This window comes from Sphingomonas sp. Marseille-Q8236 (assembly GCF_965112005.1).
Genome location: NZ_CBCOPO010000003.1, coordinates 212772 through 228424, shown reverse-complemented (window position 1 = coordinate 228424; position 15653 = coordinate 212772). Strand labels below are relative to the sequence as shown.

The window sequence follows — 15653 nt, the reverse complement described above, 5'->3', positions numbered from 1 at the left end:
AGGCCGAAGACAAGACTGACCGACCGGACACCTCTGCCTGGTCGGGAGGAGACAGATGCATCTCCTCGGACGAGGCAGAGGTGTCCGGTCTGAATAAGGACGCAAGTAACCCGATTAACCCGTAAACCGATTAAGCGAGATAAACAGGTACCAGACAAAGACGTCCGGTCGATTATCTTAAAGCGCAGCGGCGGCCGAGCGACCCGCCCTGACTGGACGGACGCAGAGCGTGCCCTCAAACCGGATCGGATCTCGGATCGCCACGTTGCGCGATCTTCAGAGGAACTTGTCGCCGGCGTGGTCGCGAAACGCTTCGTGATCGCGGACATAGCCGCTGACCGTCTCGATCGACCGGTGGCGGCTGTGGTCCTTCATCTTGAAAAGGTTCGCGCCTTGGCGTCCCGCCTCGGTGAGGAACCCAGCGCGCAGCGAATGGCCTGAGAACAGTTCGGGGTCGTAGCCCGCGGCGGCCGCGCGCGCTTTGACCACCAGTGCGACGCCGCGATCGCTCATCGGCTTTTCGGTCAGGCGCCCTTGTGGGGTCAATTTCCGGAACAGGAAGCCATCCGTGATCGGCGCCGCCGATATCCAGGCTTTATATAAGGCGACTGGTGCGATACGCCGGCGATCGGGAATGACCACGTCGGCGCCCCGTCCAAGCTGGTCGCCCTTGGCATGCGGCACATGGATGCGCAGACCCTCGGCCAGCTCGGTCACCTGCGAAAAACGGATCGCCACCAGCTCGGAGCGGCGGAACGCCCCGCCCATGCCAACTGCGAGCAGTGCCCTGTCGCGCAAGCTGCGGACGCTGTCGCCATCGATTGCGCGCAGCATGTCACGCAGGATATCGCCGTCAGCAGCGCGTTTCTTCGCGACCGGCTGGTCGCGCTTATCGGCACGCACGCCGCGCATCGCGCGCTCCAAGATGTTGGCGTTCACCTGATCGGTCGGCGGCGGGTGCCCCGCCGCGCGGTGGGCGAAGATGATCGCGGCGAGCCGTCGGCCGATGGTCGAGCGCGCGCGGCCCTGATCGGCGAGATCGGTCAGGAAGGCCGCAACGGTGACTGGCGTCGCTGGAAGGGTGACCAGCGCTCGCGCCGCGCACCATTGTTCGAAAATCGCCCAGTCTGACCGGTACGCACGTAGCGTCGCCGACGACGACGCACGCTCCATGTAGCGGGCGATCCGCTCCTGGTCATCGATGCCAAGCCCGGCGAGCGGCAGGTTCGCCTGTGCGACATTCACCAGGCTCTGGCGATCATCTAGCTGCGAGTGATCGTCGGCTATCGGCTCATCGTCGTCTATCGTCATCAGCCGAAGATCCCGCCAGCCCGCCATTCGCCGATGCGGGCAATCGCTTCGTCGGCGTAGGGGCGGGGGAGACCATCGTCCGGATCGCGCCAACCGGGATAAAGCTCGACGCTACCGCCACTTACACGCGCCAAGGCGATCGAGCCGCCGATATCGCTTCCTGCGTCCGCCGCGATCACCGCCTTGATCGCCCGCGCCGGCACATACTCGATGCTGCCGCCGAAACCCCCGTCGATGGCCGCACTGATCTCCGGTTTATGACTTCCCAGAAGATGGAAGCTCCCCGGCTGAGAAAGGTCAATCTCGCGCGGACCATAGAGGCGTCCGGCCTCATCACATCCGAATTTGAAGACCTGCACCGGCGGGTTGCCCGTGCGGTGCGGGGTTTGACCAACCACGAATGCCTCGAAGCGCCGCTCCGTTTCGCCGGCGTAGCGCGCGCCGATACGGCCGATCATGTCGGCAATGTCGCTGATCGTCGGAAATTTCTCGAACGCAGGGCCGTGCATCGCCTTCAGATACGAGGTCGCCAGCTGATACGTCGCGCTCGCTGGTTGAGTGTCACCAGCCCAGGCGAAGGCGATTTCGGAGTGGTAGGTTGGCGTCATGCCGGGACCGCCATCCTCGTGCTCCTGGAAGAACCGCAGCGTGATCGGGAGAATCTTCATCGCGGCGTCGGTCGTCGGGATGCGGCCATGCTCGGTCGGCATGCTGATCCGGCTATCGGCGGCCAGCCAGATGTCGCCCTCGTGGATCCACGGCTCGACCGGAAACTCCGGCGGCTCGCCCTCCCATGCTTCAATCAAGCTTCCTCGATCCATCAGCTCGCGCCGCCGCCAAACTACCACACTCGTCATGGCCGCGACCGTACCCGAAGCGTAAGCGTGGCCTGCGGGCCGCCTTGCCCGTTTTGCCGTGGCTGGGATGTTTGTCGCCTTTGACGAGGGCGATAGCGGTGCGGGAAGTTTTCGGGTCCGAGACTGGTCATACGAGCGCTCGTATGACTGGTCGCGTGGAGGTGGTCGGCCGGGTGTCGGGCCGGCGGAGTTGGTCGGACGAGGAGAAGCTGGAGATCCTGGCCGAGGCGTTCCGGCCTGGCGTCCGAGTTCGCGATGTTCTTGAGCGGCGCGAGATATCGAGCGGGCTGGTGTATACGTGGCGCAAGCAGGCGCGGCTGGGCAAGCTGGGCGGCATAGCGCCCGCGCTGCCAACATTCGCCGAGGTGTGTGTGGCTGAGGTTCCTGCACCACAGCCGGCGACATCCACGCCCGGCCTCATCTGCATCGAATTGGCGGGTGGCGTGCGGGTGAGCGTGGACGGCTCGGTGGACGCCGGCGCGCTGGCGCGGGTGCTGTCGGTGCTGAGGTGAGTCCGACGCCGTTGCCGACGCGAGTGTTCCTGGCCTGCGGCGTGACCGACATGCGCAAGGGCTTCGATGGGCTGGCGGTGCTGGTCCAGCAGGTGCTGCGCGAGGATCCGCATTCCGGCGCGCTGTTCGCGTTCCGGGGCAAACGCGGTCATCTGGTCAAGCTGCTGTGGTTCGATGGCCAGGGGCTGTGCCTGTTCTCGAAGCGGCTGGACCGGGGCCGCTTCGTCTGGCCGGTGACCGCGACCGGCGCGGTGACGCTGACGCCGGCGCAGCTGTCGATGCTGCTGGAGGGCATCGACTGGCGCCGGCCCGAGCGCACGTTCGTGCCGACACTGGCGGGCTGAAAACGGCGGTTTCGCGTGGCTTTTGCTCGCCCGTCGGCATGCGATCTGCTATGCAATTCTGGTGTCGGAAGCGCCCGTTTCCTCAGCTGATGTCATCGCGCGGATCGCCGCGCTGGAGGCTTCGCTCGCCCGGGCCAATGCCGCGCTCGTCGCCCGCGACCTGCTCATCGACACCCTGCGCGGGCAGATTGCCTGGCTGCGGCGGATGCAGTTCGGCGCCTCATCCGAGAAGCTGGGCCGCGAGGTCGAGCAGCTCGAACTGGCACTGGAAGAGCTGGAAACGGAGCGGGATGTTTCCGCAGTTGAGACCGCCGCGCCCGACATGATGCCCCGACCGGCGCCGGTCCGCAGCCTGCCCGGTCACCTGCCGCGTGAAGAGATCATCCACGAGCCCGCGTCCGGCGTCTGCACCTGCCCGGACTGCGGCGGTGCGCTGCGCCGGCTGGGCATGGACGCGCACGAGATGCTCGACATCGTGCCGGTGCGCTGGCGGGTCGTGCGCAACGTCCGTCCCAAATACAGCTGCCGGGCCTGCGAGAAAATCGTCCAGGCACCCGCGCCGATCAGCGCCGTGGCGCGGGGCAAGGCGACCTTCGCGACGCTGGCGCACGTCGTCGTCGCCAAGTTCGACCACCACCTGCCGCTGTACCGCCAGGCCGAGATGATGGCTGCGCAGGGTCTCGACATCGACCGCTCGACGCTCGCGGGCTGGAGTGGGCAAGCCGCAGCGCTGCTCGACCCGGTGGTCAGCCGCATCCGCGATGCGGTGCTCAAGGCCGACAAGATCCACGCCGATGACACGCCGGTGCCGGTGCTCGATCCCGGCCGGGGCAAGACTGCGACCGGGCGACTATGGGTTTACGCAACCGACGACCGGGCGTCGGGCAGCACGGCGCTGCGCGCGACATGGTATCGCTTCACGCCCGACCGCACCGCTGCACACCCGCTGTCGCATCTCGCCGGCTTCCGCGGCTTTCTCCAGGCTGACGCCTATGCCGGGTATGACGGCCTTTACCGGGGCGGCGCGACCGAGGTGGCGTGCTGGGCCCACTTCCGTCGCAAGGTGTTCGACCTGCACGAGCGTGTCCCCACGCCGCTGAGCACCGACATCCTCGAACAAATCGGCGCGCTCTATGCCGTCGAGGCCGAGGTCCGCGGCCAGCCGCCGGATGCACGCCATCATGCCCGGCAGGAACGAAGCAGACCGCTGGTCGACGCCTTGCGCGAGGTGCTCGACGCCGGCTTACGCCGCCTGTCGCCTAAGTCCGACATGGCCAAGGCCATCGCCTATGGCACCAGGCGCTGGCCGGCGCTGTCCCGCTTCCTCGAAGACGGACGGTTGGAGATCGATAACAACATCGCCGAACGCGCGCTGCGCGGCATCGCTGTCGGTCGCCGCAACTGGTTGTTCGCCGGCTCAAAAGCAGGCGGTGAACGAGCTGCCGCGATCTACACCGTCATCCAGACCTGCAAGGCCAACGGCGTCGACCCGCAAGCCTATATCGCCGACGTCATCGCCAAGGTCGCCGACGACTGGCCCGCAAGCCGATGGGATGAGCTCATGCCGTGGAACTGGTCTCGCGAACCTGTCAGATTGGCGGCATGACTGCCGAAACCGTCGCTCGCCTGCATATCGTCCTCAACGACATCGACCCCGCCATCTGGCGCCGGGTCGACATGCCGGTCACCGCCAGCCTCAAGATGCTCCACGACGTCGTCCAGGCTGCGATGGGCTGGGAGAACTATCATCTCTGGCACTTCGAGGCCGGCGACCGACGCTACGGCGTGCTGGACCCGATGTGGCCCGACAGCGGCATGGCGGCCACCAAGAACGTGAAGCTCGCCGCCCTCCTCGACCGGGGCATGAAAGAACTCGTCTACACCTACGACATGGGCGACGACTGGCGGCACACCATCACCGTGGAAACGGTCGGCCCCGGCGAGCCTGACGTCAAATACCCGCGCTTCGTCGCCGGCGAACGGCGCTGTCCACCCGAGGATGTCGGTGGCTTGCCCGGATACGAGATGTTCCTCGACGCCATGGGCGACCCCACTCACGAGGAACACGACCGACTGCGCAACTGGTATGGCGGCCCTTACAACCCTGACGACATCGACGAACGCTTCACCCGGCGCGCCGTCGCCGCCATCGCCATCCGCCGCCATGCTGGCAAGCTCGCCTACCAGAAGAGCCGGCCGCAATAACAAGGCGGCCTACCGGCCACGCTTACCCCGAAGCTGTAGGTTTTCCCGAATCAGTGGACGACGTCGCGCTCTGGAGCGTGCACCTTTAAGGGCAGACTTGAACCTGAAAGAGTGGATGTTCCGCGGCTAACGCGCAGCTGGATCTATGCAGGTTGCGCTAGCAGGTTACCTAGGTCGTATCTGCTGATGCTCGGCGCAATCGAGCACACGACGGCAGGCCAGCCCTCGACCTCCGCTCAATCACCGAAATCATCGTCATCAACCGACCCTGGCTTTGCAGATACTGAGCTCATAGGCATCAGTCTCTTTCGGCTCAGCCCAGCAGCGTGCAGTGTCGACCGGTTCCGCATCCAAGCGTCATTGACTAAGTCCTGCCACTGAATGACCTCTATCTGCCCACTATAAGCGCCGCGCAGAGGCCTAATGCGACCTTGGCCGTTCGCAGTCGTGTCCCAACTCGATAGCTGCTGGGTCAAGTCCCCCACAATGTCAGCAACAACATAACAATAGAAGATGCAATCCTTGGCTATCCTGACGCGTGAGCGTCCGAACGACTCAATTTCTCCGCCCTGCATTTGGGCTAAATACCTTGTGATCTGTTGCTCTATCTGGTCCTTGGCACCGCTATAGTTTCGCCGACCGGGTTTCTTGAATTCGACCACCATAACCCGGCGAAGCGGCTCCGATAGGTCAACCGCATCGGGCTGGTCAGGATCAGTGGAGCTCAGACCGTAAGCCAAGTCCCATAGGAATAGATCTGGCCGATCGGCCGTACCGCCTTCAACCAGTACTTCATCAAGGCGCTTGTCAGAGGAGAACGCGCGCGTGAAGGCGAGCCGCTCATCGACGATCCAGAGCTCGTGCGCCCGGCTCTTCAGCTCAGTCACGTCATCGCCACGAACGTTCATCGGGCAAATGAAGGAGTGAAGGGTCCGTTCCAGGTGATAGTCGTCGGCACTGCCATCGCGACTTCTGATCCTAGTGATGAGCTTTTCGAGTAGCTCCAGAGCAAGCTTGCGGCGCACGACGTGCTGCGCGAGGGCTAGCTGCTCCGAAGCCTGAATTTCGCGAGCTGCATCCGAGACGGTCTGGCCGAAACTGAAGGGGACGGTTCCGGCGTCAAGCGCATCAATGAGCCTTTGCAGCGCATCCTGTCGCTCCTCGTCCCGCCGGATCTGAAACTTAACGAGAAAAGAAGCGAACTCCTCTGGCGTCGCCGCATGAAGCGGCACTCGGCCGAGCTGTGTATCGTCATCGTCAAAACCGTAAGTGGGGTAGCGTTCGACGAAGGACTCGTACCGCTCCCTCCGCGTTTCGAAGTAGCGCCGCACCTGGTCTGGGATCATCTGCGATCGAACGGCATCCATACATTGCCGGCTGATCTGCTTGAGCGTTCGCTCCGTAAGGTTGAAGGCTGTTCGCCCCTCATTGACCCGTAGATCGAGGTACTCGCCCGAAACGCAGCCATGGAAGGCGAGGTCCTGTTCGCCATCACGCTCCAGACGCTCGACGCCAAGCAAGTTGTCAACCTTTCGGCTCTCGACGGTACGTCCATTGGCCAGAAGGTGCAGCTGATGAAGGCCCTCCAAACCCGTGCTCGCCTCAGGCTTGCAAAAGAAGCCGGTGATTTGGAGCTCGCCGAACTCGTCGCTCAAGATCGTTGCCTGCATCGGCTCGCCAACGACGAGGTCAGAAACCGCTTTCGGGTATTCTGTCACCTCACCGTCCACATCGACGAGGATCGTCGGACCACCACCTAGCAAAAAGTCCGCAATGAAGTGCGCGCTGAAGTAGCGCATGAAGGTGTCGGCTCGTTTGGGGAAGGGGTCAGCATACTCTCTCGTACGGAGACCGCGGAACTGCACCCTTGTGCCGTGGTGCCCGGCCGAGTCCGGCTTATCTTCGTACGTCGGCACAACTTGCTCGGCATTATTGAGGACGAACTCGAACGACCGCCGCTTGAACTCTGTGGCGTCGCGATACCCACTTTCGATAGTGATCCCGTCGAAGGCGTCTAACCAGAACAGGCGCCCCACGCCCTTGCCGCCTTTGCTCCGCTTAAAATCTGTATCGATGGTACAGAATGCTCCGTACCGCTCCTGATCGAGCCCGATCCCGTCATCAGCGACCTCAATGGTGATCTTCGCCGGGTCGCTTAGATGCGAAACGGATATGTCGATGCGTCCTTCGGACACGCGATCGTCAAACTCATCCTCGATCGCGAACATGGCATTGCTCACGGCCTCAAATAGCGGCTGCAGGCTCTGCGTAGCGTTCGAGGGCTTGGGTAGCTTTCGGACGCGGTTCTCGATGTTAGGCGTGAGCGCCGGCAATGGTCCTGTCTCCCCAACGGATCGGCCGCTTATATCTCAGGCAGCGATCGCGGCGAGCCTGTCCTTGCGCCATAGCGAACGCGTCTGCTGACCCAGTAGGTTGAGCATACCGTACCCAAAAGCACGAACTTGCGACTACACCGTCCGCGGTCGCACGTTGGTGATGGTAATGCCAACGTCCGCGCTCGCCAGAGGTCCGTCTGTCGTAAACATCTCAGCTTGCAAGTCGATCGCCAAGGCAAGACATGCCCGCTCGCCGAGGGACAGGCCGAGCGCCATCGTCGCTGGCCGAAGGTCGCCTACTATGAGCGCCTGGGCAGGAGTAAGCGGCCGGACATCGAGGTGCAGCCCGCCAAGCGCCTCACGCACGTCGTCAAGTGGCAGTCCTCGGACCCGTAGCTTGGAAATGACCTCCGCGAGGTTGGTTGTTCCAATGATGCTGCGAGTCAGGACATCGACTACCCGATCCGCCCCGGGTTCATCATTCAGAAGGCAGAGCAGGGCGGAGGCGTCGAGTACGACTTTGCTACTCACGCTCCGCCTCACGCCGACGCTCCGCGATCAGCTCGCCAGCCAAACCGACGCCTTCGGGCACATACCTACGCAGGATCGCGCGAGCACGCTCAAGTGCCTTAGGCACGGAACGTACCCGCAGCTCGCCATCGTCCACATCGACGAGAACGGTGTCACCCGTGGTGATCCCGAGCTCACGGCGCATTGCCGCCGGGATCACGAGCTTACCACCGTCCACGATCTTGACCCTCTGTGCTTCCATCTGCACCAAACCCGCTGCTCTTACCCGCCCAACGGCCTTATACCGGAGAGCAAAGTCGGACACCAGCGTGGAGGCAGGGATCGATGCACGGCCGATCACCAATATAGCGTTCATCGATGATGGAGCAGCTACTTAGACCCGGCTCGCTTAGCTAGGCTACGTAGGACCGGTAGTTGCCGATCTGAGCCGACTGCTGCATGACTGGCTCACAAGGGTATATCCAAAAACGCCTCATAGGAGCGACGAACTGATGGTAGATGGCGGTGTGCGAGCGGCGCGGGTGTACCTGCGGGTGAGCACGGACGAGCAGGACCTCACGCGGCAGGAAAGCATCGTCGCCGGTGCTCGAGCGGCCGGCTTCTATATCGCTGCCGTCTACCGGGAGAAGGCGTCCGGCGCTCGACCCGACCGGCCGGAGCTGCTGCGCATGGTGGCGGACCTGCAGCCGGGCGAGGTGGTGATCGCCGAGAAGATCGATCGGATCAGCCGCCTGCCTCTGTCTGAGGCCGAGCTCTTGGTCGCGACTATCCGGTCGAAGGGCGCGCGCCTCGCGGTGCCGGGCATTGTGGACCTCACCGACTTGGTAGCGGACAGCGCCGGCGTCGCGCGGATCGTGCTAGAAGCGGTGCAAGACATGCTGCTGCGCGTCGCGCTCCAGACTGCGCGGGATGACTACGAAACGCGGCGCGAGCGGCAGCGGGAGGGCATCGAGATCGCCAAGCGGGCAGGCCGGTACACCAGCCGCAAGCCCGATCTTGCCCATCACAGGCGGATAGTTGGGCTGCGCGAGGCGGGCATGAGCATCGCGAAGACGGCGGTCCTTGCCGGATGCAGTATCGCCCACGTCAAGAGAGTGACCGCGCTCCACCGTGCAAAGACAGCTGCGGTCGCGCCGACCTCATGAACCGAATGGACCATGTATCCATGGCTCAACCTCCCCTGTTGAAGCCGTAGTCTACAATCCGGAGTACGCGATGTACTTCGACTGCGGTGCTTCGCCCAATTCTGGTCCCATGCTTAGTCGCGGTCCTGCAGGGTGCAAACGCCTTGCTGCGTGATTCGAACGTGAGCAAGAGAGGAAACAATGAGGATGCCGGTGAGAGGATGGTAAAAGTCGTACGCTGAGCACGGTGGCCGTCCCGTTTGGAATTATCGTCAGGACGGAGCCGCAGAACTTCAGGAAGGTGCTTCGCCCTCAACCGTACACCTACAGTTCGCCGGAAGTCAGCTCCGCCGACCTGACTTCGGCAGCTGCAAGCGCGAGCCGGTTTTATCAGGCCGAGACTCGAACGACGGTTCCGCGCGTCACGAACACGATCATACCCTCCGAGATGCCGGTTACATGAAGGTAGCGCTTCACCTGACCGCGATACTGCTCGGTGGCGGCGGGATCCGGATCGACATCACTCTTCCAGTCGATCGCCGCGCGCGGCAGTCCGGACTCATCAAGATGCAACGCATCTACGATCCCGGCGGTGACGACTTCTATGCCGTCGACCTCCTCCGAAGCGAGAACCGGAAGCTCCGGCACGAGGCGGTCACGCATCGCTACGATCTCGGGGAGGGCCAGCGTGCGCACAACAACCCGTGCCACCTCCTGTTCGGAGATGCCGGTAGCCGCGGCCCCGGCCGGCTCAAGCCCGAGTTGCACGATCAGCTCGCGTGCCCGGTCTGCGAGGTGCGCTTCCTCGTCCAAGATTTCACCCGTAAGCACCTCCTCGAACAGCTTGTGGATGATCAGCCCCCGCTCGCGCCCGCCTTGAACCGGTCCCGATGGAGCAGCACCGGCCACCTCTCCGAACACCAGCTCGGGTTCAGCCTGCGAGTGGTCATCTACTCCGCGCCCTTCGTCCCTGCTCGGCGCGCTCCAAGCGATTTTCGCGGTAGCGTCGACGATCGCGGTTGCTTCTTCCGCGAAGCGCTCCCGGGTCTGCTGATTGTCGTCCTCGTGGATGCCGGAAGGCGCTTGGTCGGGATAAGCGTCGAAGTCGAGAACCTCGAGCTCATTAAGCCCGAAGTCGATCAGCCCCGACCAGCTGTTCGAGCCTGCCGCGACGTCGAGCCGTGGAAACACCAGCAGCTCGCGCGCGCGGGTAGCAGCCACATACCACAGGCGCGTGCGTTCGCGGTCCTGCTCGGCCTTCTCAGCACTGTGCACGTCGGCGTGGCCAGAGGGTAGGTTGCCCAGCACCGGCATGAACAGGATGCCGGCGTCGCGATCGATGACGGTGTTGTCGACCGCAATCGTCGCCGTCATGCAGTTGATCGGGACGACGATCGGCCACTCCAGCCCCTTGGAGGCGTGCACCGTGAGAAGCGACACCGATTCCTCCTGCGCGTCGGGCCGACCTTCGGCCGAGCGCGCCTTGCCGGCCCAGGCGTCCGCCATCGCTTGTGCAAACGCTCTCAGGCCGCGAACGCCGTAAGGCCGGGCCAGGCTCAGGAACAGGTCGACGTTGGCGAGTGGACGTTCGGCTTGGCCGCGATGGCGTTGCAGCAGGATCGCGCGTACGTTCAGCGTGTCGATCGCCTCGGCGATCAGCTGATGCGGGGTGGTCGCGTTGATCCGGCGCCTGAGCCCCTGAAGCTTGCCCAGCACGTCCCTCGCGAGGGGATGCGCAATCGCGTCCAGGTCCATGTTGACGTGCAGGTGAGGAAGAGCGCCCGGCCGCTCCGGTGCGCGCGGCTGCGTCCAGACAAGGTCGAGCAGCTCTTCCTCGGTCAGCCCGACCAGAGGTCCCCGGAGCAGCGCACCCAATGCGAGCGTGTCTCGGCCATCGGCGAGCACGCGCGCGATCGCGACCAGATCCTGCACCTCCTGCCGCTGGTAGAAGCCCTTGCCGGCCTGCGTGGCGACCGCGATCCCGCGTTGCTCCAGCGCCTGCTCGTAGCGCCACAGGTCCTTGCCGGTCGGCGCGAGCAGAGCGATGTCGCCGGGTCGGCACGGACGTTGCATTCCGGCCCGACGGTCGGCGATCTCATGGCTGCCGATCAGGCGCGCGACCAGCTCCGCGACCGCCTCTGCCTCACAGTCACGCTTCCGGTCGGCCGACGCCTTCCCGTCCTCGCCCGCGCACGCGACCGGCAGGGCGGTGACGCACAGCCCGTGGGCGGGATCGGGATGGAAGGGATCGAGCGCCGTGAACCCGGGCTGCCCCTTGTCCTCGCTCATATGCGGTTCGAACCGCTTGTTCACGAAGGACAGGATGCCGGCGCAGGACCGGAAATTTGTCGAGATGCTGAGCAGATTCTGCGCGCCCTGAGCGCGGATCGCGTTGCGTGCCCGGACATAGGCGGCGACATCGGCGCCCCTGAAACGGTAGATCGCCTGTTTGGGATCACCGACGAGAAACAATGCGCCGGGCCTGATCCGGTACGTCTGCCAGTCGGCGGGATCGGCACCGTCCATCGGCTCACCGCACAGGCGCCAGAAGATCTCCAACTGAAGCGGGTCAGTATCCTGGAACTCGTCCACCAGCACATGCGCATAACGCGACGCGAGTGCCTGCCGGACAGGCTCATGATCGCGCAGCAGGTCACGCGCGGCGAAGATCAGATCATCGAAGTCGAGCAAGGCCGCTGCGCGCTTGTAGGCGCGGAACCCGTCCGCCACGGGCGCGACCGCGGCCAACACCTCCGAGAGAACCCGCGCTGCGACCGCCCCCTTGAGGTCGATCCAGGCATCGCGCGCAGCGTTGTGCAGACGCTCGGCCTCGCCGTTCAACTCGCCACCGCGTGCCTTGGGCAGGCCCTTCAGCTTGACCGCAGCCTCCCACTTCCCCTTCTTCTGATACTTGCGCCAGCCGGAGCCGGTGAGGAGCGAAGCGTCGGGCTCGGCGGTGAGTAGCGCCACCAACGACCTGAAGTCCTGGCCTTGCCCGGCCGCCAGAAGCCGTTCGCTCATGCCGGCGAACGCTTCCGCTGCCGCGATGCTCTCTTCTTCCCGCGCGGGAGTGGTGGTGACGAAGTCTTTGTAGGCATCGGCCGCGTCGCGTGCGGCGTCGATCAGAGGCGGGAGGGCTGGAGACGGCGGTCCTGTCAGCACGCGATGTCGACGCAACCTGTCGGCAACCTCTCGCACCAGAGCGAGTCCCCCCACCGGCTCGTGGTACACCAGCTCCGAAATTAGGCTTGGCAGAGCGCCGTCCAGCGTCGCACGCAGCCAGCGATCCAACGTGTCACCGAACGCAAGTTCCGCTTCGACCGGGTCCACGAGGCTCGCGCCCGGATCGATGTTGGCCTCGACGGGGTAGGGTTTGATCAGGCGCTGGCAGAAGCCGTGGATGGTCGAGCAGGTGACCTCATCGAGGTTCTCGCACGCACCGGTCAGCGCTTGGCGCTGTTCGTCCGAGAGCCCGTGAGGGAGCGCCGCACTTAACTCGCGCGGGATGCGGTCGGATAGCAGCTCTTCCACGAAGTCCTGCACGCGCGCGAGCAGTTCGCTGGCGGCGAGTTCGGTGAAGGTCACTGCGGCAATGCTTTTCGGCGCGACGCCGGCGGCGAGCATCAGCGCCACTCGCCCTGCCATCACGGCGGTCTTGCCCGAGCCTGCGCCGGCTTCGACGAGCAGCGATCGGTCGTGAGCGGTAAGCGCGGTCAGCCTTGCCTGGTCATCCGCAAGCACGGGTGCCATCACGTTCATCACTCCGCCTCCCAGACGAGGGTGGCATCGCCGAGAGCTACCGTCGCCGCCTCCTGCTTGCGGCGGCACCAACCCTTGTCCGCCATTGCCGGCAGAGCGAAGGCGAGGTCATCATAGTCGCCGCCCGTATCCGGGCCCGGCAGCGCTCGCCCGGCCATAAGGTTGGCACGTGCCGCGCGCAGATGTCCGGCCAGCGTGGCAAGCGTGCCGTTCGCGTCCTGCAGCGGCCGGGTCACCCCCGCGCGCGGATAGACGAGCGCCGCCTCCACCTCCATGTCATCGCCCAGAAGCGAGCGAACCGCATAGGCGTATAGACAACGCTGGAGTTCGCTTCCGCCGCCCAGCGTTACAGCGTCCTTCGGGCACTTGCCGCCCTTGTAATCGGTGACACGCGCCTTTGTGCCACAGTCTGACAGGTCCAATCGGTCCACGTAGCCGGAGATCCGGAAGCCGGTATCAGCGACTTCCACGACCGTGTCGGCCGCCCAGGGCAGGGCACCATCGGACTTGGCGGTCTGGCCGCCGAACGGCGCTTCGGCAAAGGAGCGTTGGCCGGGCAGGGGCTCGGGTCGGCCCTCGAGTGCAGCGAGCGCGACTTGCCGGGTGTCCGCCAAGGTCCGCTGCCAGACAATACCGGGCGGCACGGCCTGACCCGCCTCCCACATCGCCGCGACGTCCGCACAGGCCGCATCGAGCGCTGACACGCAGGCCTGTTCGTCGGCACTGGCCAGCCCCTGACCGGCCTCGAGCCGCCGCACGGCGTTGTCGAGCAGGTGGTGCAGCAACTCGCCCGACGCTCGGGCATCAAGCACGAGCGCTTCGTCGGCTGTGGCCGGACCGCGGAGGCCGAGCGCATATTTCCAGCTGAAGCCGAGCGGGTTTCGCAGGAGAAGCTTGAGCGAGCTGGCCGACTGAACGCGGTCCAGCGCTGCGGCCAGCGCGGGGTGATCCGGGCGGACCTGTCCGTCGTGTGGCGTCACGTGCGACGAGCGCCAGTTCGTCCAACAGGTTGCAGCGGAGGCGGCCTGCCCCAGTTCTGAAGCATCGCCCGGTCGGGCTCCGAGCCGGTCCGTCTCGCTCATGGCGTGGTCGGGGCGCCGGTTCCGCCGCAGATAGGCAGGCGGCGGAGTTCCCCGAAGCAGCGGACTGGCCCCTACCAGGCGTCCTTCCTCATCACGCCGCGCCCGGCTGAGCACGACCTGGCTGGCGGTGGTGGCCAGGATCGTTTCGAAGTCACGCCGGTCAGCAGCAGAGACGGGCAGGGGATCAAGGTCTGCCAGCGGCACGACGTGGTCGGGCACGAGTCGATCCTCACTGATACGCCGCGGCCACTGAGTTGACGTCAGACCCAGCAGGCGAACGAAAGGCCGTGGTGATGCCGCGAGCGCCTCAGCCGGCATCCAGGCGACCGATGAGCAGGGCTCGCTTTCGTCCTCGAGGCGGAGTTGCGCAATTGTGATATCGATGGCGGCCGGACTGCCGAGACCAAGCGCGCGCCGCCAGATGCGGCGTGCCGGACCGCTAAGCAGCTTCTCGCCCGTGTCCGCCGCAAGCGTCGTACCTTTGGCCAACATCGCGATGATGTCGCGTAACTCAGGCGCATGGTCGACACCGTCGGGCCAGTCTTCCGCTGTAAGCCGGTCGATCAACCTGTCCCAGGCACCGGTCGAGTTGAGCGGCGCCTCACCCGGGAGCAGCCGCGTCCAGCCCGCGGGCAGCTGGGCCACCGGTCCCGCCTCGCTGCCGAGCAGTGACGCCAGCCGGCGGATGCGCGCCTGCGACAACCCGCGCACGAGGACATCGGCGAGGGCGGCCGCTGCCTGGCCCGGCCGGGTCGATACAACGGGAACGCTATGAACAAAGTGGAGGTCGAGATTGGCATCGGCGCGCAGCGCGAGGAAGACATCGTCATAGGCGGCTGGCGCCGCGGACGCGATGGCGATCTCGTGGGGGCGGGCAACACCGCTGGCAATCAGCTCGCGTGCCCAGCGCATCGCCTCGACCGCCTCATGATGACCGGTTGCACAGGTCACCGCTTCAAGGCTCGGACTGGCGGCGTCGGATCTGAGCACCTCGATGGCGGACCCGGCAAGCCAGTCTGGCACCGAACGGGGGCCAGCATGCCAGCGGACCGCTACCGCGTCGGCCAACAGGAACAGCAGTTCGCGCCAGCAGGGCGAGAGTTCGGAGTGACCGACGATGTCGATGCTCCCGAACAGGGCAGGGGCATGAGCGAGGCGCTCGGTTGCACGCGTGACGAGATCGCAGGGCCGCAGCATCGAGTGGGGGAGACGGCCGATGACGGCATCTTCCAGCGCGGCAATGGCGGCGAGGCGCGGGTCCTCGCCCGCACGAGCCGAGAGATCCACACCAGCGCGCCATGCCTTGTGCAGCGTGTCAGCCGCGGCACTGACGAAGCCGGGCAGGGCCTTGATGTTGTCGAGCTCGCCCAGGTCGCTGTCGGTCACCGACGCCTGGATCGCGTCGCGCAACGCCTCCGGATCGATGCCGGTGATGAACCCACCCGCCAGTCGAGCCGCAAGCTGCTCCAATGTCATGACCTGGACGCCGTGCCGCTGGGCACGCGCTGCTTCCAATCTGATCTCACGAGCAGCCAGCCTGCCATGGGAGACGAATGTTTGGCGCTGCACTGACCACCCCACTTTTACGGCTA

General features: G+C 65.1%; 12 protein-coding genes. 5 read left to right on the top strand and 7 right to left on the bottom strand.

What is annotated here, in order from left to right; all coding sequences use genetic code 11:
* Positions 1-276 precede the first annotated feature (276 nt).
* Together ACWPWT_RS20090 and ACWPWT_RS20085 are read right to left on the bottom strand one after the other, a co-directional pair.
* Complete coding sequence (locus ACWPWT_RS20090; RefSeq protein ID WP_380865807.1) at positions 277-1338, bottom strand: site-specific integrase; 1062 nt, start codon at positions 1336-1338, stop codon at positions 277-279.
* Entirely contained in the window at positions 1311-2117 is an 807-nt protein-coding gene (locus ACWPWT_RS20085) for a hypothetical protein (protein WP_131588980.1), read from the bottom strand. The genes ACWPWT_RS20090 and ACWPWT_RS20085 overlap by 28 nt, the downstream gene beginning before the upstream one ends.
* A gap of 206 nt (positions 2118-2323) precedes the next feature.
* Here ACWPWT_RS20085 and tnpA point away from each other — a divergent pair, with 206 nt between their 5' ends.
* The 4 genes from tnpA to ACWPWT_RS20065 are packed head-to-tail and all read left to right on the top strand — an operon-like array spanning position 2324 to position 5229.
* Positions 2324-2680 carry an IS66-like element accessory protein TnpA gene (gene tnpA / locus ACWPWT_RS20080; RefSeq protein WP_454278793.1) on the top strand — a complete coding sequence of 119 codons (357 nt, stop codon included), beginning with the start codon at positions 2324-2326 and terminating at the stop codon, positions 2678-2680.
* Entirely contained in the window at positions 2677-3024 is a 348-nt protein-coding gene (gene tnpB, locus ACWPWT_RS20075) for an IS66 family insertion sequence element accessory protein TnpB (protein WP_304537245.1), read from the top strand. Before tnpA ends, tnpB begins: the two co-directional genes overlap by 4 nt.
* A 43-nt stretch (positions 3025-3067) precedes the next feature.
* A complete protein-coding gene (gene tnpC / locus ACWPWT_RS20070) occupies positions 3068-4630 on the top strand; it encodes an IS66 family transposase (protein WP_454279886.1) in 1563 nt (520 codons plus the stop codon).
* Entirely contained in the window at positions 4627-5229 is a 603-nt protein-coding gene (locus ACWPWT_RS20065) for a plasmid pRiA4b ORF-3 family protein (protein ID WP_454278792.1), read from the top strand. Before tnpC ends, ACWPWT_RS20065 begins: the two co-directional genes overlap by 4 nt.
* A gap of 236 nt (positions 5230-5465) precedes the next feature.
* Here the strand turns inward: ACWPWT_RS20065 and ACWPWT_RS20060 are convergent, their stop codons facing one another.
* The 3 genes from ACWPWT_RS20060 to ACWPWT_RS20050 form a co-directional block, all read right to left on the bottom strand.
* A complete protein-coding gene (locus ACWPWT_RS20060; RefSeq protein WP_131588978.1) occupies positions 5466-7457 on the bottom strand; it encodes an ATP-binding protein in 1992 nt (663 codons plus the stop codon).
* Between the two features lie 240 nt (positions 7458-7697).
* Positions 7698-8096 (bottom strand): type II toxin-antitoxin system VapC family toxin, encoded by a 399-nt coding sequence (locus ACWPWT_RS20055; protein WP_043061521.1) that lies wholly within the window; start codon positions 8094-8096, stop codon positions 7698-7700.
* The gene (locus ACWPWT_RS20050) at positions 8089-8337 is read right to left on the bottom strand and encodes an AbrB/MazE/SpoVT family DNA-binding domain-containing protein (RefSeq protein ID WP_043061538.1); all 249 of its coding nucleotides are present in this window, start codon (positions 8335-8337) and stop codon (positions 8089-8091) included. Before ACWPWT_RS20050 ends, ACWPWT_RS20055 begins: the two co-directional genes overlap by 8 nt.
* Before the next feature lie 250 nt (positions 8338-8587).
* Between ACWPWT_RS20050 and ACWPWT_RS20045 the strand changes: the two genes are divergently transcribed.
* Positions 8588-9241 carry a recombinase family protein gene (locus ACWPWT_RS20045; RefSeq protein ID WP_454281073.1) on the top strand — a complete coding sequence of 218 codons (654 nt, stop codon included), beginning with the start codon at positions 8588-8590 and terminating at the stop codon, positions 9239-9241.
* A gap of 369 nt (positions 9242-9610) precedes the next feature.
* Here the strand turns inward: ACWPWT_RS20045 and ACWPWT_RS20040 are convergent, their stop codons facing one another.
* Positions 9611-12979 (bottom strand): UvrD-helicase domain-containing protein, encoded by a 3369-nt coding sequence (locus tag ACWPWT_RS20040; RefSeq protein ID WP_454281072.1) that lies wholly within the window; start codon positions 12977-12979, stop codon positions 9611-9613.
* Entirely contained in the window at positions 12979-15537 is a 2559-nt protein-coding gene (locus ACWPWT_RS20035; RefSeq protein WP_454281071.1) for a PD-(D/E)XK nuclease family protein, read from the bottom strand. The genes ACWPWT_RS20040 and ACWPWT_RS20035 overlap by 1 nt, the downstream gene beginning before the upstream one ends.
* Positions 15538-15653: the final 116 nt, after the last annotated feature.